The 20,046-nt window shown below is 39.3% G+C and carries 18 protein-coding genes; 10 read left to right on the forward strand and 8 right to left on the reverse strand.

Going from position 1 to position 20,046, the window contains the following annotated elements; genetic code table 11:
- Window positions 1-139 precede the first annotated feature (139 nt).
- On the reverse strand, window positions 140-1,294 hold the full coding sequence (locus H6G06_RS21675; RefSeq protein ID WP_190563915.1) for an NAD-dependent epimerase/dehydratase family protein: 1,155 nt from the start codon (window positions 1,292-1,294) through the stop codon (window positions 140-142).
- A gap of 162 nt (window positions 1,295-1,456) precedes the next feature.
- Complete coding sequence (locus H6G06_RS21680) at window positions 1,457-1,966, reverse strand: hypothetical protein (RefSeq protein ID WP_190563917.1); 510 nt, start codon at window positions 1,964-1,966, stop codon at window positions 1,457-1,459.
- 316 nt (window positions 1,967-2,282) lie between these two features.
- Between H6G06_RS21680 and H6G06_RS21685 the strand changes: the two genes are divergently transcribed.
- The 4 genes from H6G06_RS21685 (at window position 2,283) to H6G06_RS21700 (ending at window position 6,593) form a co-directional block, all read left to right on the forward strand.
- Window positions 2,283-2,630, forward strand: a complete 348-nt coding sequence (locus H6G06_RS21685; protein ID WP_190563919.1) for a slr0373 family blue light stress response protein — start codon at window positions 2,283-2,285, stop codon at window positions 2,628-2,630.
- 95 nt (window positions 2,631-2,725) lie between these two features.
- The gene (ycf46, locus tag H6G06_RS21690) at window positions 2,726-4,237 is read left to right on the forward strand and encodes a stress-responsive protein Ycf46 (protein ID WP_190563921.1); all 1,512 of its coding nucleotides are present in this window, start codon (window positions 2,726-2,728) and stop codon (window positions 4,235-4,237) included.
- Window positions 4,238-4,382: 145 nt separating this feature from the next.
- On the forward strand, window positions 4,383-4,733 hold the full coding sequence (locus H6G06_RS21695; RefSeq protein WP_048868763.1) for a DUF1257 domain-containing protein: 351 nt from the start codon (window positions 4,383-4,385) through the stop codon (window positions 4,731-4,733).
- Between the two features lie 129 nt (window positions 4,734-4,862).
- Window positions 4,863-6,593, forward strand: a complete 1,731-nt coding sequence (locus H6G06_RS21700; protein WP_190563923.1) for an AIPR family protein — start codon at window positions 4,863-4,865, stop codon at window positions 6,591-6,593.
- 108 nt (window positions 6,594-6,701) lie between these two features.
- Here H6G06_RS21700 and H6G06_RS21705 read toward each other — a convergent pair whose 3' ends face one another.
- A complete protein-coding gene (locus tag H6G06_RS21705; protein WP_190563925.1) occupies window positions 6,702-7,334 on the reverse strand; it encodes a retropepsin-like domain-containing protein in 633 nt (210 codons plus the stop codon).
- A gap of 354 nt (window positions 7,335-7,688) precedes the next feature.
- On the opposite strand from H6G06_RS21705, the gene H6G06_RS21710 reads away from it, so the two are divergent.
- Complete coding sequence (locus tag H6G06_RS21710) at window positions 7,689-8,048, forward strand: 2TM domain-containing protein (protein WP_190563928.1); 360 nt, start codon at window positions 7,689-7,691, stop codon at window positions 8,046-8,048.
- Between the two features lie 93 nt (window positions 8,049-8,141).
- Here the strand turns inward: H6G06_RS21710 and H6G06_RS21715 are convergent, their stop codons facing one another.
- The 5 genes from H6G06_RS21715 to H6G06_RS21735 all read right to left on the reverse strand — a co-directional run bounded on the left by H6G06_RS21715 (window position 8,142) and on the right by H6G06_RS21735 (window position 13,162).
- The gene (locus tag H6G06_RS21715; RefSeq protein WP_190563931.1) at window positions 8,142-8,603 is read right to left on the reverse strand and encodes an HNH endonuclease; all 462 of its coding nucleotides are present in this window, start codon (window positions 8,601-8,603) and stop codon (window positions 8,142-8,144) included.
- Complete coding sequence (locus H6G06_RS21720) at window positions 8,600-8,833, reverse strand: hypothetical protein (RefSeq protein WP_190563933.1); 234 nt, start codon at window positions 8,831-8,833, stop codon at window positions 8,600-8,602. The genes H6G06_RS21715 and H6G06_RS21720 overlap by 4 nt, the downstream gene beginning before the upstream one ends.
- A 52-nt stretch (window positions 8,834-8,885) precedes the next feature.
- The gene (gene trpE / locus H6G06_RS21725) at window positions 8,886-10,397 is read right to left on the reverse strand and encodes an anthranilate synthase component I (RefSeq protein WP_190563935.1); all 1,512 of its coding nucleotides are present in this window, start codon (window positions 10,395-10,397) and stop codon (window positions 8,886-8,888) included.
- A gap of 135 nt (window positions 10,398-10,532) precedes the next feature.
- On the reverse strand, window positions 10,533-10,949 hold the full coding sequence (locus H6G06_RS21730; protein WP_190563937.1) for a photosystem I reaction center subunit II PsaD: 417 nt from the start codon (window positions 10,947-10,949) through the stop codon (window positions 10,533-10,535).
- Window positions 10,950-11,152: 203 nt separating this feature from the next.
- On the reverse strand, window positions 11,153-13,162 hold the full coding sequence (locus H6G06_RS21735; protein ID WP_190563939.1) for a DICT sensory domain-containing protein: 2,010 nt from the start codon (window positions 13,160-13,162) through the stop codon (window positions 11,153-11,155).
- Window positions 13,163-13,679: 517 nt separating this feature from the next.
- On the opposite strand from H6G06_RS21735, the gene H6G06_RS21740 reads away from it, so the two are divergent.
- The 5 genes from H6G06_RS21740 to H6G06_RS21760 all read left to right on the forward strand — a co-directional run bounded on the left by H6G06_RS21740 (window position 13,680) and on the right by H6G06_RS21760 (window position 19,894).
- A complete protein-coding gene (locus H6G06_RS21740; RefSeq protein WP_190563941.1) occupies window positions 13,680-15,956 on the forward strand; it encodes an amylo-alpha-1,6-glucosidase in 2,277 nt (758 codons plus the stop codon).
- Between the two features lie 529 nt (window positions 15,957-16,485).
- Window positions 16,486-18,789: an FG-GAP-like repeat-containing protein gene (locus H6G06_RS21745; protein ID WP_190563944.1), complete on the forward strand. Its 2,304-nt coding sequence runs from the start codon at window positions 16,486-16,488 to the stop codon at window positions 18,787-18,789.
- Between the two features lie 236 nt (window positions 18,790-19,025).
- Window positions 19,026-19,310, forward strand: a complete 285-nt coding sequence (locus tag H6G06_RS21750) for a hypothetical protein (RefSeq protein WP_190563946.1) — start codon at window positions 19,026-19,028, stop codon at window positions 19,308-19,310.
- Between the two features lie 5 nt (window positions 19,311-19,315).
- Window positions 19,316-19,606 carry a type II toxin-antitoxin system RelE/ParE family toxin gene (locus H6G06_RS21755; protein WP_190563948.1) on the forward strand — a complete coding sequence of 97 codons (291 nt, stop codon included), beginning with the start codon at window positions 19,316-19,318 and terminating at the stop codon, window positions 19,604-19,606.
- Between the two features lie 21 nt (window positions 19,607-19,627).
- Window positions 19,628-19,894, forward strand: a complete 267-nt coding sequence (locus H6G06_RS21760) for a hypothetical protein (RefSeq protein WP_242039812.1) — start codon at window positions 19,628-19,630, stop codon at window positions 19,892-19,894.
- Window positions 19,895-20,046 lie beyond the last annotated feature (152 nt).

Consider the following 20,046-nt stretch of genomic DNA (forward strand, 5'->3'; position numbering starts at 1 on the left):
GAGCAGGGGAGCAGGGGAGCAGGGGAGTAGGGGAGCAGGGGAGCAGGGGAGCAGGGGAGCAGGGGAGCAGGGGAGCAGGGGAGCAGGGGAGAATAATCTGTCACCTGTTACCTGTCACCTGTCACCTATCACCTGTCACCTACTTTCTGTGCCAAGACACTTTAGGTAAAATTTGGTTATTATCAACCCGCTGCTGATACTTGACAGCAAAGTTTAATAGCGAATCAAGTAGAGAATCCGAAAGGAGGTGAGGTTGTAAACCCAAATCTAGCAATTTGGTGTTTTTGGCGTTGAAGTAATGTTCTTCTTTTTCCACTCTGGGGTTGTCTATGTGATTGATGTCTATATTCAATCCCATTGCGTTACCCGCTTTTTTCACCATCAATGCTAAGTCGCCAACACTGAATAATTCGGTAAATTGGTTAAATACGCGGAATTCTCCAGGCTGGGCAGGGTTGGCGATCGCTAGTTCAATACATCGCACTGTATCCCGAATATCCAAAAAGCCACGAGTTTGTCCACCTTTACCGTAGACGGTGAGGGGATGTCCTACAGCAGCTTGAATACAGAAACGGTTAAGTGCAGTACCAAACACACCATCATAATCAAGGCGATTGATCAACAGTTCGTCCATTCCCGTTTCTTCGGTAAGAACGCCATAAACGATACCTTGATTTAAATCAGTTGCCCGTAAACCCCAAATTCGGCAAGCAAAGTGAATATTATGGCTGTCGTGAACTTTGCTTAAGTGATACATTGAACCCGGCTGTTTGGGATAGGGCAGAGTATCCTTACGGCCGTTGTGTTCAATGGTGATGTAGCCTTCTTCAATATCAATATTGGGTGTCCCATACTCACCCATTGTTCCCAACTTGACTAAATGACAATCTGGGAAATCTTCCCGCATGATGTAGAGTAGGTTCAATGTACCAACTACATTATTTACCTGAGTGAGAACCGCGTGTTCGCGGTCAATCATTGAAAATGGCGCTGAACGTTGTTCACCAAAATGCACTATGGCATTTGGTTGAAATTGGTGCAAGGCTTTGTGCAGAAAACTGTAATTGGTAATATCGCCGATAAATAGGTCGATAGATTTACCAGTCAAATCTTGCCATCGCTGGAGACGTTTCTGAATTGGTGCAATTGGGGTTAGAGTCTCAACACCGAGTTCATTATCCCAGTGCCGACGCACCAAACTGTCTAAAATTCCAACTTCATAACCTCGATTAGAAAGGTAAAGTGCAGTTGCCCAACCGCAATACCCATCGCCACCAATAACCAGGACTTTCATCTTTACCAGTTTTTACTCGCTGATAGCTAAATCTACCAGGTTTGTGTCCCTTCTCGCTCATTAATTCTGGGAATAGGGAATAGGTACAAGGCAAAAGCCAAAAAGCAAAAGGCAAAAGTTAAGAATTTAGTTTTTACCCAGTCCCCAGTCCCCTGCTCCCAGTTACCTAATCTTGTACTGCTTGGCTATGTAGTAAAACAATCGGTAGTGATCTTTAAATTCTTTACTGCTGGTTTGTCCTTGCCAGTGATATTTGACTTGTTTGTGAGTGATGGTCAGTTTCATAGAACTGATTTGTTGACCAGCTTCTACGATCAGTACCCCAGAGATTCCTTGAGCAGTTTCAAAGTTATGGTCTATCTGTTTTATCGTTTCTGGATTTTGTAACTCTGGTAACTCTTTACCAGCCCAAGCTCGGATTTCTGTATTTTGATTTTTTTGTGAAACCAAGGTTACTCCATCTGTGTTGTCTGGTGGTGCTAGAGAAGTCCAGTTGCTGGGATAGGGAAACTCAAATCCATAACGGGGATTGTAGTAAGTCTCCCATTTCTGTGCGGATGACTGGAAACCATTAGCACTGCAACCCGCACAAATTATAGCTGTGCCAATACTGGAGACTAGCACACCCATGACTCGCCTCGATTTACAGGTTTTGATAGCAGTAGTAGACATAATTACACCCTTTACCCCAATTGACTTTCGCTAGAGTCTGAACAGCTTTAATTCTCATATTTTCAGAGAGTTCGACTCTTTCTTAACACCGTTTTATCAACTAGAGATATTGTAATATAAATCACTATTTATAAGAAATAGGGAATGGGGTGTAGGGTTAGGAATTTGAGAATTTATTCTCCCCTGCCTCCCTTTCTTCCGGCTTTATATGAAGAAATGTTACAAAATTGCTGTTAAACCGTCTTACTGGCTTGACAAGAAATCAAAGAGCCGATAACGTTAATTACATACCCGGGTAAGACCGTTAAATAGTCATATGCAAACTAAGCAAAAGGTAACATTGTATTTATCGCCGGAATTACACAGAAGGCTAAAGATTCGTTCCGCAGTAGACTCAGAACCGATGTCTGACCTTGCAGAACGGGCGCTCAATTTCTACCTGACCAACTCAGAATTAGTAGAAGAAGTTGAAGAGTCTTCTTACGGCAAAACACACAGGGTTTATTCCTGTCCCACTTGTGAAAGTTCACTAGTTTTGCGTAATGGGGAATTAGTGGCTTTGGGTAATCAGCCAGGACTAATTGGTCAGGAACATCTGTCGATTGGCGAGATGGAAGAAGATGAAACCCATCCCAAGGGTGAGGAAGAATTGGTTCCTTGCTAGTTAGGAATTATGAATGGATAAATTCATAGTTTCGGTAGTCTTAACCGACGGCGATGATTGTAATTTCTCTATATGGTCTCAAGTAGGTCGATAGTATGAAAGAAGAGCTCAATATCCTAATTCAAGCTCAATACCCTTTAATCTACCTTGTGACCTCCGAGGAAGAACGGGCAGAGCAAGCAATCTACACAATCGCTCAATTGTTAAAGCCTCAACGTCGAGTTTACGTTTGGACGGTAACTCACGGCATTGTCGAGTATGGTCAACCCCGGAATGTGACTCAACACAATACTGTTTCGCCAGAGGCGGCGATTGAGTGGATCATTCGGCAGAAAGAACCCGGTATATTTATTCTTAAAGATTTACATCCTTTTATTGATGCTCCAGCAACAACTAGATCGCTTCGGGATGCGATCGCTAGTTTTAAGGGAATGCAAAAGAACATCATATTGATGTCTCCCATGCAGCAAGTACCCATAGAACTGGAAAAAGAAGTTGTTGTTATCGACTTCCAACTGCCGGATATGTCAGAGTTAAATAAAGTTTTAACTCAGCATCAAGATCAGCATCGTGGTCGCAGGTTGACAACTGAAGCACGAGAAAAACTTCTCAGAGCAGCTTTAGGTCTAACTAAAGATGAAGCTGAGAAAGTATATCGTAAGGCTCAGGTAACAACGGGGCGATTGACGGAAGATGAAGTAGATATAGTTTTATCTGAAAAGAAACAACTCATTCGCCGTAACGGTATCTTAGAGTACATCGAAGAAGATGAAACTATTGAAGCTGTGGGCGGTTTGGAAGAGTTGAAAAGGTGGCTTAAACAACGCTCTAACGCCTTTACAGAAAGAGCGAGAGAGTATGGTTTGCCTCAACCCAAAGGGATGCTAATTCTGGGTGTTCCTGGTTGCGGTAAGTCACTGATTGCCAAAACTACTTCCCGTCTGTGGGGTTTACCAATCTTACGGTTAGATATGGGGCGGGTATACGACGGCTCAATGGTGGGTCGGAGTGAAGCAAATCTGCGGAACGCCCTGAAAACAGCAGAATCAATTTCCCCAACGATTCTGTTTATCGACGAGTTGGATAAATCATTTGCGGGTAGTTCCGGTTCTGGTGATTCCGATGGGGGGACATCAAGTAGAATTTTCGGTTCTTTCTTGACCTGGATGCAAGAAAAGAAATCTCCAGTATTTGTAATGGCGACTGCTAACCGGGTAGAACGCTTACCTGGGGAGTTTTTGAGAAAAGGTCGCTTTGATGAAATTTTCTTTGTGGATTTGCCTACACCTGAAGAACGTCAGGATATCTTCAACATTCATCTGACCAAACGGCGGGAAGATATTGCTAGATTTGATCTAGAACAACTAGCAAAGATGTCAGACGGTTTTTCTGGGGCAGAAATTGAACAAGCGATAGTGGCGGCGATGTATGAAGCTTTCGCCCAAGATCGGGAGTTCACCCAATTAGATATTATTGCTGCACTTAAGGCAACTTTGCCGCTGTCACGAACGATGCAAGAACAGGTCACAGCTTTAAGAGACTGGGCCAGACAGCGTGCTAGACCAGCAGCTTCCTCTGTCGCTGAATATCAGCGGATGGAGTTCTAAAAGCTTTCTCCTGCAATGTCAGGGGGGAAAGGTTAGCTACAAAGCTAACAGGTTACGAAAAAGCCGCTTCCCAATTAATGCGGCTTGGCTGAAAAAGAAACCGTTGTCGTTTTTCTCATCAATCTTCTCATTGGAGGAAACCCAAATGTCTCACTTTAGCACTCTGCGTACCAAAATCACCGATGCCGAAATCCTCAAATCTTCTTTGCGCGACCTGGGTATTAGCGTAAAGACTGAAGCTGATGTTCGTGGTTATAACGGTCAGCGTGTACGTTCCGACATCGTTGCTGTATTGGAAGGCGAGTACGATTTAGGTTGGTCTCGCAATAGCGATGGTTCTTTTGACCTTATCGCTGACCTGTGGGGCGTTGCTAAGAAGCACAACCAAACCGAGTTGATCAACTCTATTAACCAAAAATACGCCGTTAACAAGACTTTGGCTGAAGTAAAACAGCGCGGCTTGCAAAACGCTAACGTTAAGTTGGTATTGCAATAAGAATTTCTCTGCGCGTTCCCAAAGCTGAACGGGTTAACCAAGCATTAGCGGTTAGCCCGCTTTTTTTGTGGGTGTTTCTTGCAAAATCATAAGACTAAAGCAAATTAATCAAAATATAGGAATAGAAAAATGGCAAAGCTTCAATTAACGCATATTAAAAATAAACTGAGTGAAAAATTAACAGACTTAATTGATATGTCAGATTATGTTAAAAAATCTGAAGAAGAACGGAAAAAAGCTTGTTTATCAAGAAGTTATGCTGCTTATACTTTAGTAAGTCTTGCTTCTGCTACGGAAGAAGAAGCGGCAAAAGCAATTGTCGATGGTTATCGTGATAATGGAATTGATGCAATTTATTATGAGGAACAAGAAAATATTCTTTGGTTAGTGCAATCAAAATGGATTGAGTCTGGAAATGGAGAACCTGAAACAGGTGAAGTAAGTAAGTTTATACAAGGAGTAAAAGATGTTATAGGGTTTAAATTCAACAAATTTAATCAAAAAATAAAAGATAAGCAAGTTCAAATAGAGAAATGTCTTAATAATTATACTGTTAAAATAAAAATATGTCTTGCTTATTCTGGTTCAAAGCTAGGACAGCATAATCAAAATTTATTATCAGAATTGATAGATGAAGAAAATACAAGTGGTGAATTATTTTTCTTAGAAATATTTTCTTTATCAGAAGCGCATAATGCTTTATCAAAAAGTTTCGATAAATCTATTAATCAGGAAATAAGATTAACAAATTGGGGTTTAAATGAAGAGCCATATCAAACGTGGTATGGACAGATTAATGCTGAAGAATTAGCGGCATTATGGATTCAATATAAGGAAAGTTTATTTTCAAATAATATCCGAAGTTTTGTTGGCTTAACTGACGTAAATGATGGCATTCAAGCTACTCTTTTAAATAATCCAGAAATATTTTTATATTTAAATAATGGAGTTACTGTTTTATGTCGTCGAATTCAAAAAACAGCTAAAGGTGGCTATTCTGATAAATCTGTTGGAGATTTTTATTGTGAAGGAATATCCATTATTAATGGCGCTCAGACTGTAGGAACGATAGGAACTACTTATGCAAGTAATCCAGAAAAAGTTAAAGAAGCAAAAGTTTTTTTAAAGTTAATTTCTTTAGAAAACTGTCCTCCAGATTTTGCGCTTAAAGTCACTAAATCAACCAATACTCAAAATAAAGTTGAAAATCGTGATTTTATTTCATTGGATAATTTACACGAAAAATTAAAAAAAGAATTTGCATTAGAGGGAATCAGTTATCACTATAAAAGAGATGAACATAAATACCCATCAGATGATAAAAACTGCACGTTAGATGAGGCTACCATAGCACTAGCTTGTGGCTTAGAAGAGATACGTTATGCACATATAGCCAAAGATAAGCTTGGTAAGTTATGGGAGGATGTTAGTAAACCTCCTTATACAGAAATTTTTAATCCAAATGTTTCAGTACAGAAAATTTGGAGAATGGTTCAGATAAGCAGGATGGTAGACAATAAACTCTCACATATTAGTATAAATAACGATGAGTTAAAAGCAAATTGTACTTTTGGAAATAGATTTATTCTTCACATGGTATTTCACTTTGTAGGTATGCAGAATTTGTTTTTATTTCAAAATGAATTTGAAAAATATTCTAACGATGAATTACAATCCATAATAGATCAAGTCTTTGCAAAAACCGTAGAAGCAATTAATATTGAGTATCCAAATAAAATAGTTTACCAAGTTTTTAGAAATCTAGAAAAGTATAAAGTATTAAAACAGAAAGTTATAGACATCATACAACAAAAACTAGAAGAACAAGAAAAACCAGAAAATAAGGAAGGTGAAGAATAATTTATTACTACAGTATAGTGATTCAATGGTCAGAAGAGGATCAACTATGTTTAATTTATCATTATCCTGTAAATCCTTAAATCCTGGATATCCTGATTCAGACAATGATTATGAATGCAAATCTTCACGCCATGTAAAAATAATTTTCTCCTCAGCTTGTCTAAATTCAATATTAAACTTATCAAATACAACTTCTCGACCTAATAATAATTGTTCTCCACCCGTATTAGTTTGTAACCATGCTACAGAAGCAATAAAATTATGTCCATCAATTGTCATTTCTACATTACGTAAAACATACTCAACTTTGCCTCCTATGGTTTCTGCTAATAAAATAGATTCTGCATCAGCTAAAGCATAACCTAAATCTTGACCTACTTTTAATGAAATTAAACTCAATTCAGCACCGGAATCTACTAACATTGTTGTAGAAAATTCTATATTTCCGTGCTTTAATTTAACGCTATAATTTGGTTGCCAATCATGACGGGCAACGGTGCGGAAACGAATTGGTAAAATCTCTATAGAAGCTGTGTGATGAGGAACTAAATAAATTAAAAACGTCTGTTTTGCAGCTTTAGCTAATTCTAAAACTTCGCGTAAGTTCTCGCTGTGTGCAATTATCCCGTTAGCATTATAAGCAACATATTGATTTTTATATAAATCTAATAACATTTGGCGGTTGCGGTTTAACCACTTAAGTATTTCATCAGTTTCGCTTTTAGAAGGTGTTGTGTTCATATCGCTTACTGTGTTATGAATAAAAAAATATTTATCTTGTATTTTTTATCTTGTATTTTCCCTTAGTATAACAAATATTGTAAAGGCATAATAAAACTTAATATTGGAAAAGGTAAGCAATAGGGAAAACTAACAAGGAGCATAGGTTGGTTTAGGATGGAGTTTATAAAACAAGATTTCTGAATTCTTTAAGAAATAGGGATATAAATTTCTGACTAAATTTGTCTTTTTAAATACTACATCTATTATCTTTTCAGCTATACAATGTGGTTAACAATATATTTTTCATGGTTGTATTTCTACCGCTTCAAAAGTAATTCTCACAAGTATTTTATACCATTTTAGGTATTGATAATGACTTACAATTCAGAAGAAATGCAACAAATTCTCGAAGTGGCTTTTAGACGTAAGCAACAAGGAGAATATACAAGAGAACAAATAATAGAAATCGCATCAGAATTAGGTGTTTCTTCAGAATCTCTACAAGCTGCGGAACAGGAATGGTTAAAAAAACAAGTAGAAGTGAAAAAAGATCAGATGTCTAATAATCAAAAACACAAAGAGTTCTTAGCACATTTATTTACTTTTATTGCTGTTAATGGGTTTTTGATTTTGTTGAATCTGTTCACAAGTCCTGGATATTTTTGGGCGATTTTTCCCCTTTTAGGTTGGGGTTTAGGTTTGTTTTTACATTGGATGAAAGCTTATATGTAAGGATTTAGATCCCCGACTTCTTTAAGAAGTCGGGGATCTGGAGTATTAATTTATTTACCGCAAACTTCTAATTGCTTCACATAAAAAACGTCTCTACGACACTAACACCTGAAGCGGATCTTCATTAGGTGGATGTAAACCAGCTTTTACCCAAAAACCTCGCGCACTGCGAATAGAATCATCTTCTGTATATCGCTCATCATTAAGATCAAGTCGCTTACAAGTAGCTCTACCTGTGGGAGTTGTTCCTAAAAGAGTCTTACCGTCAGCACTCCAAATAAAATGATCCGACCATTTTTGTTGACGAGGATTAAATAAAGGAGTAATGGCTTGTGTTTCTGGGTCAATTCCTGCTAAAAAGTTATAGCGGCGTTCATTGCACCGACGACAAGCTAAAGCTAAATTATTAATATCATCAGCACCACCTAAAGATTTAGGTATTACATGATCTAGGGTGAATCGAGTTGTAGAAATGCGCTCAGGAGAATGACAATACTCACACAAATATTTTGCCCGTTTACGCACTAATTCCCTGGTACTATCATCAATAGTCATACTTGAGCTACTAAAATCGCATTGATGTGAGTAAAAATTCTGTCTAACTCTCCAATAGCTTCCAGTTCTATGACTTCCTCTGAAGTCAGCAAGTCAGCTTTTTTTCTATCTAAAAGTTCTTCCATTCGGTTCTGGAGTTCATCACTAAATTTAAATAAGTTGAATTTATCTACTTTTTCAACTTTAATTTTACCCAGTAATGTTGAAGGTCTACTAATAGCTGGTATCATCAGTTTAGCTCCCATCTTAATTTTTATTTTACCCTTTAGTAGCAAGTAAAATTCATCGCAAACAACGAATTGCTTCTAATAATCCTCTGGCTTTATTGAGGGTTTCTTCGTATTCTTTTTCTGGTTCGGAATCTGCTACTAAACCTGCACCAGCTTGAACGGTAACAATATTATTATTTAATACCATTGTTCTAATAGCGATCGCAGTATTTAATTGTCCTTCAAAGTCATAATATCCATACACCCCAGAATATACTCCTCTGCGGGTTGGTTCTAATTCATTAATAATTTCCATTGCACGAATTTTTGGCGCACCACTGACAGTACCGGCGGGAAAAGAAGCTTTTAATAAATCCCATGCGGTCTTATCATCTGCTAATTTACCAACTACGTTACTAACAATGTGCATCACATGAGAGTAACGTTCAATTACCATTAATTCATCAACTTTAACTGTGCCGTTTTTACATACTCTGCCTAAATCGTTGCGTCCTAAATCTACTAACATGATATGTTCTGCAACTTCTTTAGGATCTTGTAATAAATCCGTTGCATAAGCTTCATCTTCTTTAGTAGTTTTTCCCCTTGGTCTAGTTCCGGCAATTGGTCTTACTGTGGCAATTATTCCCCCTTCTTCGTCTCGTTCTGCTTTAACCATGACTTCAGGACTAGAACCAATTATTTGCCAGTCTTGAAAGTTAAAAAACGCCATGTAAGGTGAGGGGTTGATTTGGCGTAGGGAACGATATAAAGCAAAAGGATCGCCTTTATATTCTGTTGATAATCTTTGAGAAATTACGACTTGGAAAATATCACCAGCTTTAATATATTCTTTGGCTTTTTCAACGCTGGCGCAAAAATCGGGACGGGTAAAGTTGCTAGTATATTCTTCTATTCCAGCTTTGGGTTTATTTTGGGGAGATGTCCAAGGTAATTTAGTATTTTCTGGTGATAAAGGTAAGGATAATTTACTTACCATTTCCTGAATGCGATCGCACGCTTTTTGATATGCAATTTCTAAGTTTTCATTATCTCGTAAATCAGCGTAGGCGATCGCCCAAATTTTCCGCTTTACTTGGTCAAAAATCAATAGTTGGTCTACCTGCATCCACAATCCATCAGGGATATTACGCTCATCTTGGGGATGAATAGGTACACGAGGTTCAATCCAGTTAATTAATTCATAACCCCAAAACCCAAATAAACCACCAATTCCTGAAGGTAATTGTGGTAATTTTACTGGGTGATAAGGTGCTAAACAATCAGCTAAAACTGTAAAAGGATCACCTGTAAAAACTTCGTGGGAACCATCGCGGTGTGTTTGGGTAGTTTGATTTCCCCGTGCTTCTAAAATCCACAGCGGGTCACAACCCAATAAACTATAACGTCCCAGTTTTTCCCCACCTTCTACCGATTCCAGCAAAAAGCTATAAGGTTGACCTGCACAGACCTTATACCAAGCAGAAACAGGGGTATCTAGGTCAGCTACCCATTCTTGATATACAGGGACAAAATTACCTTTTTGAGCTAGTTCTGTAAATTGGTGGAAATCGGGAGAAATCATAAATAACTTGGGGATTGGGGATTAGGGATTAGGGATTGGGTATCAGGAGATTATAGAAGATGAATGATAAATTATCAGGATTTATCATTATCTGCAATTCCCAGTCCCCAATCACCAATCCCTAGCACCTAGACCTTATGCGTCGTGGGTAGCTTTACCACTGAACTTGAGTTGTGCAGGACTGGGGTTTTGACCAATTCTGCGGGGTACCAAGCGAACCGTTTGACGACCAGCATTTACCTTTTCAGGGAAGACACCATCAGCAGGATGAATGAAACTGGTTTCACCGCTGGGGAGAATCCGATAAATTTTGTAGTCGGTGATTTTGAATTTACGAAGTTGACCGCCTAAAGCGATGCCATACTCCTTGCGAGCCAAGTAAAGCAGGTTTTCACCCTTCCGCATTGTAGCAGCGCCACCGGTGGGCATTTCAAAAACTTGCTCTTTGGGGCTAGTCCAGGTGATAGCGTACTTTTCTTCTACTTCTGCTTTTTTGAGTAGACCGCCAGTGCTACCGCCGAATAGGGGGGTTTGTCCAGTAAGAGTTGCCATAAGGTTAAGGTTTTCTCTCAACGTTTTTAGGGCATACTAACACCGTAACCCAGCTTATATTGCGATCGCGTCATAGACTGTAACAGTTTTTAGTGATTGGACAGGTAATTGGTAATTGGTAATTGGGTTATTAATCTCCCCCTGCTCCCCTTCGACTTCGCTCAGGGCAAGCCTGCTCCCTGCCTCTTCATTGTCCCCACGTCCTATTTACTTTTAACCACAGGACGTTGTTCCTCTGCACTAGCTTGAACAATGGGAATAGTGAAATGAAACTGACTACCTTGGTCTTTACCGTTGGACTCTGCCCAAATTTTCCCATTCCAGCCGTTGACTATTTGCCGACAAATCGCTAAACCAAGACCCGTACCTCCAGCAGTACGACGCAGCGCACCCTCTTCTTGATAAAAGCGGTCAAAAACTACTTCTAAGCGGTTGGGTTCAATTCCGCGTCCAGTATCGGTTACAGTCACTTCCACCTCATGATTGCGGTTACTAGCAGCCTTAATGGTAATTTCTCCTTGAGAGGGTGTAAATTTACAAGCATTGTCTATCAGTTTTGCTATTACCTCCACCAGCCAATCACCGTCAGCCCTAATCAAAGGTAAAGTTGCGGCTATTTGCGTTTTAATTTTCGGGATTTTTTCCGTTGATGACCGTGTACGCAGTCGGCTGAGGGCTAAATCTACACATTCTTGTAAGGTTAAAGATTCTGGATGCCATTGCACTCGACCGCTTTCTAAGTTAGAAAGGGTGAGAAAATCTTGCACCAGTTTCCGCATTCTTTCGGAGTCAGAAAGGGCTGTACTGAGCATAACCTGCTGCAACTCTAAAGGCATATCCGGCTCACTAGCAAGGCTTTCTAAGCAAACTTGAATGGTAGATAGGGGGGTACGCAGTTCATGTCCAGTGATAGCTATGAGGTTGCTGCGGGTGCGATCTAGAGCTTCTAGCTGTTTGTTTAGTTCTTCTAAGTTAGCAAAAGCTTCGGCTTGAATCAGTGCGGCTCCTATTTGGGTAGCGATCGCTTTGACCAAATCCAACTCTCCTGGTTGCCACTCTTGGGATGGTAAATGACAATAATGTAACTCCACAATCCCCAGTAGTCGTCCCTGAGAGAAAACTGGTTCTATCAGCCACGAACGAATACTGAACTTGTGGACAATTAAGGAAAGTGCTGTGGAACTGGTAACGCGATAATCTGTAAGTGTATCGGCAATACAGATACCCTCACCCTGTTGTGTAATTTCCTGAAACAAAGGATTTTGTGCCAAATGCCAAGTTTGACCTTGCACAGAGACAACATCAGGACTCAAAAACTCGTGTTCAATAACAGTTTGGGCATCAGTAGCTTGAGCGCGATAAATTAGACAGCGATCTGCTCCCAGATGTTGCCCTAATTCTTGAGCCGCGACTTCGAGAACTGCGTGTGGATCAAGCGATCGCCTGATTGCCATACTGATCGAATTTACCAACCTTTCTTTCCTGGCTTGGGCTGCAATAGATCGGTAGGCTTTATGCAATTTATACTGACTAGCTTGCAGGTAAGTCACCAATCGCTGTACAAAAGGGTCAGTATCGATATCACAAGCATATTCGTTGAGTGGCGTTGTTGTAGAATCCCTTCTGACTGTGCCGATGCCAAACCTCCGACGTGCCTTATTAATTTTGCCCACTAAATCCGGTCTGTAAACCTGAATTCTGTCTAATATCAATTCTGCGGCTTTGAGACTGACTCCTCTCTCGGAAGTCCAAATCCCCTCAAATCTTCGCGCTGTGTCCATATCTAAACCAGGGCTAATTTCTGGTAATTGCTGATTTTTGGCGATTGAGCCAACGTTTTCTTGACACACCAAACAAGTAGCATAGTTATCAGCAACTACTACCAAATGCCACTCTTGACTTAAAGCATCATCTGGCTCAAAAGCTATTTTTTCATAGTATTCCGAGCTATTAGCAAACTCTGTTTCTGGTGCAGATAGTACGTATATTTGATTACTTCTTTGAGAAAGGCGCTGATAGCGATGAGCTTCTTGGCGGTAGAATCGCTCTCGTTGAAAACTAGCAATAATCAAGGGCTGATCCAAGGTGGCCGCCAAAACCTGATCTTCCATTGCATGGGAGAGCGCGGTTAGTGAAGCCTTGAAATATAACTGGGGACGCAGGTAGGGTAGTGACTGTAGCAAATCACTCAGCACAGAAGTCGAAATGCTCATGAATATCGTTAAACGCCCAATCTAGACAAGATCCACTTCACAGAAGCATTGTAAAAATTAAAACTGGTCAGTGGTCAGTGGTCAGTGGTCAATGGTCAGTGGTCAGTGGTCAGTGGCAAAACTGTTACCCATTACCCGTTACCACTGCCCAATTGGTGAGGGCTAGAAAGCACCTGTCCAGATATTAACCTAAAAAAGACCTTGGTAAGTTTAGGTACTGCTGATGCTTGATAAATCTCAAAAAATTTTTAACTGAACATCTCGATGAGTATTTTCTATGTCCAGCATCTCTCAATGCTCATCAAAGCATAAATTAGTTGAAAATCCTCAGTTTCCAGCCTTGACTTCAGAGTTAGAATGTATAAATTTATAAGGATTTGGTAATTGGGGATTGGTGATAGGGAAAAGGCAAGAGGCAAGAGGCAAGAGGATGTTATTCTCTCCATCTCCCCAGTACCCGATCCCTTCCACAGTCGTCAGTTCTGCAAATCTAGACCAGTATAGGGAAATTTGGCTCATGACACCGGATACGTTGATCACCCCAGATAAAATCGTCCTAGATGGAAAAACTTTCATTTCCGCAGAAAACATACCTATTCCAGAATGGGCTTGTGTTGTCAGTGAAAGACCACAGCCAACTTTGACGGTTAAAGATGATGATTTGTTTTTGGTGACAGATACGATGGGGAACATTTCCGGTTGTTCCCTTGAGGATGGTGGTCCCAGTATGGGGCTGTTTTGTGCTGATACCCGGTTTTTAAGTCGTCTAGAGTTGCAGATTAATGGGCGATCGCCTGTTTTGTTGAGTAGCACTGCTGACAAAGGTTTTGCGCTCTCAGTTTTGTGTACTAATCCGAAAATTGATGATTACCTCAATGCCGATACTATTGGCATTCGTCGAGAAATAGTACTCAACGGCGCACTTTTTGAAGAAATAGAAATTGCTAACTACAGCACCACCAGTATCACTTTTGAACTCAGTCTCAGCTTTGATGCTGATTTTGTGGATTTATTTGAAGTCCGGGGTTATAGCCGCAAAAAACGGGGTAAATTATTACGGTTAGTAGAGCCAACACACTTAGAAGAAACAGGTGATGGTGTTGTACCCCCAGCCACTCAATCACATGGGGAAGAATCCCTCATACTGGCTTATCAAGGTTTAGATGGTGCGGTGATGGAATCCCGGATACAATTCCAGCATCAACTACCAGATTATTTCCAAGGTTACACTGCGATTTGGCGGTTAGAGTTAGCTTCTCACGAAACTAAAAAGCTGGGTTATCGGTTGCAGAAGTTAACCAATAATCAGCCCAGTTCTGGTGTGAGTGCTGCTACTACGTTGGCACAAGCAAAAGCTTCTGAGTTGATGGAAGAGCAAAATTGGGTACAACAAATTACCCGCATTAGCTCAGATAAAAGTCTTTTCAATCGAGTGATTGAAAGGGCTGAAGAAGATATGTATTTGTTACGCCAATCTTTTGGCAAGTATAAAACTGTTTCGGCTGGTGTACCTTGGTTTTCAACATTGTTTGGGCGGGATTCTATTATTACCGCTTCCCAAACTTTGATGTTAAATCCCCAAATTGCTCAAGAAACTTTGATGCTATTGGCAGCATATCAAGGTCAAGAGGAAGACGAGTGGCGGGAAGAAGAACCAGGCAAGATTTTACACGAATTACGGATGGGAGAACTAGCACGCTGTCAAGAAATTCCCCATACACCTTATTACGGAACAGTTGATGCAACTCCTCTATGGTTGATGTTGTATGCTGACTACTATTCTTGGACTCATGATCAAGAAACTTTAGAGCAACTTTGGCACAATGCTTTAGCGGCAATGGATTGGATTGATCGGAATCTCCAAAAAACAGGCTATCTCAGCTATGCTCGTAAATCAAAAGGTGGTTTGATTAACCAAGGTTGGAAAGATTCTGGCGATTGTATTGTTAACCGCAAAGGAGAATTAGCTAAAGGGGCGATCGCTCTTTGTGAGGTGCAAGCTTATGTCTATGCTGCCAAAATTAAATTATCAGAAATTGCTAAGGTGAAAAAACGCCTAGATTTAGCAGAAACTTGGTTAGAAGAAGCTAAAAATCTCAGAGTTAGATTTAACAAAGATTTTTGGATTGAGGATCAAGATTTTTGTGCTTTGGCTTTAGATGGTGAAGGAAATCAAGTAGATAGTATTACTTCTAATCCTGGACATTGTTTATCTTTGGGAATTTTTACCCCAGAAAAAGCATACAGCGTAGCAGAAAGATTGCGAGCGCCTGATATGTTTAATGGTTGGGGAATTAGAACTTTAAGTAGTTTGTCACCAGCTTATAATCCCATGGGTTATCACATTGGTTCTGTCTGGCCGCATGATAATTCTTTGATTGCGATGGGATTGCGATCTTTGGGTTTGATTGATCAAGCTTTGGAATTATTCCAAGGTTTGTTTAATATGACTTCTCAGCAATCTTATCAACGTCCACCAGAACTATTTTGCGGTTATGAAATGAATGGGGATAATGCTCCTGTACAGTATCCTGTTGCTTGTACACCCCAAGCTTGGGCTACGGGTAGTGTCTTTCAATTATTGCAAATGATGGTGAATTTAGTTCCAGACGCACAAAATAATTGTTTGCGAATTATTGACCCCGCTTTGCCAGAATCAATCAATCGTTTATCGTTGCACAATTTGCGTGTTGGTGGGACTATTTTGGATTTGGAATTTGAGCGAGTTGGTAGCACTACCGCTTGTCGAGTTGCAAAAAAACGGGGTAATTTGCGCGTGGTGATTGAAGCTTAAATTTTGTTTGATTTTCCAGTAGATAGATCTCCGACTTCTTCAAGAAGTCGGGGATCTGGGTAATTGAACGCAGATAAACGCAGATAAACGCAGATTGTGTTAAAAACATCCTGTTAATCCTTTAATCCTGGACATCCTGTATCCCTGATGGGAGGCGTATGACTCCTACGTCTTCACGCAAGCTATAGCCATCCATTTCTGACAAAAGGATAAAAATATAACTTTATCAATAATTCATATAAATTCCGGCAAATTACCGAGAAACACCGATTACACTTACAACTGCCTGTAAAGCAACAATGACAAGGGATTGAACAAACCTCATGTTGTTTTATTCATGTTGAGTCACTGCCATAACAAGCGTTTAGATAGAATTTATGTGACAATTTTTACGTTCTTATAAATAAAGTTACAGTTACTCAACAAATGAAATTCACTAACTCTTTAATATAAAGCAGATATACTTCTATACTTGCTCACATAGAATGATAGGTAACAAATCTATTAATCTTTACATAAAGAAGCATCTATGTTTGAGCTATCTTTTTACTCTCAACAAGGGGCAATTTCTACCCCCCACAACCATCAGGGTTTCGGCGATTTTCAAGATCCTTTATATGTCCTAAATTCCTCTGGTTCTTCTCAATTACTTGCTGATACGCAACTGATTATTAATACTGTTATTCAGTCAATTGATGCAACTAAAGATATCCTGACTGGACTAAATAGCAATTCTCAAATTGATGGAATCTTGAATGTTGCTTTTGGTCAAGATTATCAAACAGATTTGGCTGATGAAATACTTCAACATTTAGCGCAAAATAATTTTACTAATGCACCAGAGATCAAATTAGTATCTGGTCAAAATTTTAATGGTGCTTATGCTAAGGAAACAAATACTATTTATCTATCTCAGGAATTTGTAGCGGCTAATTTGGGTAATCTTGGTACTGTTACAGGAGTGTTATTAGAGGAGTTTGGGCATTATATAGATGGTCAAATTAATGTGCTAGATGCTGCTGGGGATGAAGGGAATATTTTATCGCGGTTGTTGCAGGGGCAAAGTATTAGTGGTGCGGAATTATTATCACTTAAACTTGAGGATGATCATGATTTTCTAGTTGTTGATGGGTTGAGTGTTGGAATTGAGAAAAACGATAGTCTCAGTACCGCTGAAAATTTGGGAACACTTGGCTACGCTAGTTATGGCAAAAGCGGTTGGGTAGGTGGTAATGTACCTAATGATTATTATCGCTTTCAGATTAATGGATTAACTAAAGTTTCCCTAAATCTAGTTAATCTCCAATCTGATGTAGATATCAAGCTCTTAGGTGCTGATAAAAAGATGATTTATTCCTCTACTAAGAGCGGTACTTCTAATGAGAGTATTTCTAGTCAATTAGCTGCTGGTACTTACTATATCCATGTTTATTCTTATAGTGGTAATAGTAACTATAATTTAGGCATTAATACCATGCTAGGTCGTCTTAATCCTTCAACTGATGTAGATGGCGATGGAAAAGCTGATGCTATTGTTTCCAATGATAATGGGGTAACAGTAAGACGTTCAACAGGTACAGGGTTCTCTGGTAATGAAACATGGACGGAAATTGGTTATAGCGGAACTAAGGGAGCTTGGTTTGCAGATGTAACAGGAGATGGAAGAGCCGATGCTATCGTTTCTAACGCAGATGGAATTTATGTTAGACGTTCGGATGGAACAAAATTTTTACCTAATGAGAAATGGACAGAAATCGGTTACGGTGGAACTTATGGAACATGGTTTGCGGACGTAACAGGAGACGGAAGGGCTGATGCCATTGTTTCTAATGCAGATGGAATCTATGTTAGACGTGCAAGTTCAGATGGAACAAGATTTTTACCCAATGAGAAATGGACGGAAATTGGTTACAGTGGAACTCAAGGAACATTCTTTGCTGATGTAACAGGGGATGGAAAAGCTGATGCTATTGTTTCTAATAACAACTGGGTAACTGTGAGACGTTCAACAGGTACAGGTTTTTCTGGTAATGAAAGATGGACTGATATTGGTTACGGAGGTACTAATGGTGCCTGGTATGAGGATGCAACAGGGGATGGAAAAGCTGATGCTATCGTTTCTAATGCAGATGGAATTTATGTTAGACGTTCAACAGGTACAGGGTTCTCTGGTAATGAGAAATGGACGGAAATTGGTTATGGAGGTACTCAAGGAACATTCTTTGGCGATGTAACAGGGGATGGAAAAGCTGATGCTATCGTTTCTAATATTAATTGGGTAACTGTGAGACGTTCAACAGGTATAGGGTTTTCTGGTAATGAACAATGGACAGAAATTGGTTATGGGGGAACTAAAGGAACATTTATTGGTAAGGTTAGAGCCGATTTTTCTCCCATTACTAGAGCCGAATATCTAACTCGCTTGTATCGTAATTCATCTAGTGGTTTTAGTGGAGCAAGTGCATCAAGATTCTATGAAGATAATTTATCTCATGGAGCGATTGATTCTACAGATAATCAGGGGAGTTACAATGTCTATTCTCTAGTTGGTGGACAAATTAAGTTTATTGGAGAGGATAGCAATCGTGGTAAATATATTGATGTTTGGAACAATATTTTGCAAAGAACATTCCGTTACCTTCACTTTGATTCATTTAACCCTAATTTAAGATTGGGTTCTTATATTTCTCAAGGCGACTGGTTAGGAATTGAAGGAAATACTGGATATTCATTTGGTCGCCATACTCATATTGAATCAAGGTTAACCAATGGTACAAGAGAAAATCCATTAATTACGCTTGGAAGAGCAAAAGGACTGGGATTAATTATTTAGTGAATTAAAGAATTAATAGCTGCTTATGTAGCCAGAGAATAGAGAGTGATTGCTCCTCTCAAATCAATGAATAATTGTAGGGGTTTAGCAATGCTAAACCCCTACGTTTTAGGTATGGTTTGTGAATGATGAGATAGCGTTTTTTGGAGGATGGGAGAAAGTAATCGCGTTTCTTTGGTTATGGAGAATGAAGTGCGATCGGAGTATAATGTAAGTAGCTTTTCACCCATCTTTATATGACATTAACAGAAATTTTACCCTCACTGCAAAAATTATCTCATCAAGAAAAAATCAAAGCAATTCAATTTTTAGCCACAGAATTAGCTAAAGAAGAAGAAAATTTAGCAGCAGAATCATTTGAATATGGTGAGATAAATCCAGAATTAAATTTTCAAACTCTCACGGAAACAGAAATGATTGAGCAAAGTAAATCTGCTTTAGAAACCTACCTGCGTACAGGTTCAGGAGTCAAACATGAAAAAGTTAAAAAATGGGCAAATAGTTTAGGAAATCAACAATAACACTAATGTCTGAGATAGTTTGGACAGAAACAGCAACTAATGACTTAAATCGTCATTACGATTTTCTATCAACCAATAATCCTGATGGAGCAGCACGCGCAGTACAAGCAATAGTTTCTGCTGGTGAAAGTCTACAACAAAATCCACGACGCGGTGCAATTGTAGATGAAATAGCAGGACTACGAAAACTGTTAGTATCTTTTGGTAAATACGGTTTTATAATTCACTACGTTATTCTTGAAGATGATGTGATTATTTTACGCATCTATCACGGTCGAGAGAATAGACCTATTTAGTCAAACTGTAATTGAATCCCTATGTTAAACCTCACCAAAATTCAAACCCTAGCTCAAGAATACAGTCCCCAGGAACTTTTTGCAGCTTTGGTATGGCAACGTCGCTTTAATGAGTTTAATGGGGAGGAGGTCATTAAGGATCTTAGCGAAAATTCTCATCTATGGGCGAGTTTTTTGTTTACCAAACCGATTTTTGCACCAGATGAACATGGTTTAAGTTTTGGTGGTTTGGTGGATACTTTATTAGCAATGGCAAATTATCGCCCGATGCCAGAATCAAGTATTTAGTTTAAATAACAAAAATATAGTCATATATAGTCAAATCTACTCATTTGTGTGACAACGGAGAAATGAAACTATAGATTGAAAAGAAAAAACAAAAAAAGCGAGCGTATTGTTAAGCATCTGGAGTCACAATGAATGCTATTAGTTGAACGACA

The sequence above is a fragment of the Anabaena sphaerica FACHB-251 genome, assembly GCF_014696825.1.
GTDB lineage: Bacteria > Cyanobacteriota > Cyanobacteriia > Cyanobacteriales > Nostocaceae > RDYJ01.

Excerpts from the sequence above, each read along its gene's own strand:
- H6G06_RS21675 (WP_190563915.1), bottom strand. The coding sequence starts at position 1,294 with ATGAAAGTCCTGGTTATTGGTGGCGATGGGTATTGCGGTTGGGCAACT.
- H6G06_RS21680 (WP_190563917.1), bottom strand. The coding sequence starts at position 1,966 with ATGTCTACTACTGCTATCAAAACCTGTAAATCGAGGCGAGTCATGGGT.
- H6G06_RS21685 (WP_190563919.1), top strand. The coding sequence starts at position 2,283 with ATGCAAACTAAGCAAAAGGTAACATTGTATTTATCGCCGGAATTACAC.
- ycf46 (WP_190563921.1), top strand. The coding sequence starts at position 2,726 with ATGAAAGAAGAGCTCAATATCCTAATTCAAGCTCAATACCCTTTAATC.
- H6G06_RS21695 (WP_048868763.1), top strand. The coding sequence starts at position 4,383 with ATGTCTCACTTTAGCACTCTGCGTACCAAAATCACCGATGCCGAAATC.
- H6G06_RS21700 (WP_190563923.1), top strand. The coding sequence starts at position 4,863 with ATGGCAAAGCTTCAATTAACGCATATTAAAAATAAACTGAGTGAAAAA.
- H6G06_RS21705 (WP_190563925.1), bottom strand. The coding sequence starts at position 7,334 with ATGAACACAACACCTTCTAAAAGCGAAACTGATGAAATACTTAAGTGG.
- H6G06_RS21710 (WP_190563928.1), top strand. The coding sequence starts at position 7,689 with ATGACTTACAATTCAGAAGAAATGCAACAAATTCTCGAAGTGGCTTTT.
- H6G06_RS21715 (WP_190563931.1), bottom strand. The coding sequence starts at position 8,603 with ATGACTATTGATGATAGTACCAGGGAATTAGTGCGTAAACGGGCAAAA.
- H6G06_RS21720 (WP_190563933.1), bottom strand. The coding sequence starts at position 8,833 with ATGATACCAGCTATTAGTAGACCTTCAACATTACTGGGTAAAATTAAA.
- trpE (WP_190563935.1), bottom strand. The coding sequence starts at position 10,397 with ATGATTTCTCCCGATTTCCACCAATTTACAGAACTAGCTCAAAAAGGT.
- H6G06_RS21730 (WP_190563937.1), bottom strand. The coding sequence starts at position 10,949 with ATGGCAACTCTTACTGGACAAACCCCCCTATTCGGCGGTAGCACTGGC.
- H6G06_RS21735 (WP_190563939.1), bottom strand. The coding sequence starts at position 13,162 with ATGAGCATTTCGACTTCTGTGCTGAGTGATTTGCTACAGTCACTACCC.
- H6G06_RS21740 (WP_190563941.1), top strand. The coding sequence starts at position 13,680 with ATGACACCGGATACGTTGATCACCCCAGATAAAATCGTCCTAGATGGA.
- H6G06_RS21745 (WP_190563944.1), top strand. The coding sequence starts at position 16,486 with ATGTTTGAGCTATCTTTTTACTCTCAACAAGGGGCAATTTCTACCCCC.
- H6G06_RS21750 (WP_190563946.1), top strand. The coding sequence starts at position 19,026 with ATGACATTAACAGAAATTTTACCCTCACTGCAAAAATTATCTCATCAA.
- H6G06_RS21755 (WP_190563948.1), top strand. The coding sequence starts at position 19,316 with ATGTCTGAGATAGTTTGGACAGAAACAGCAACTAATGACTTAAATCGT.
- H6G06_RS21760 (WP_242039812.1), top strand. The coding sequence starts at position 19,628 with ATGTTAAACCTCACCAAAATTCAAACCCTAGCTCAAGAATACAGTCCC.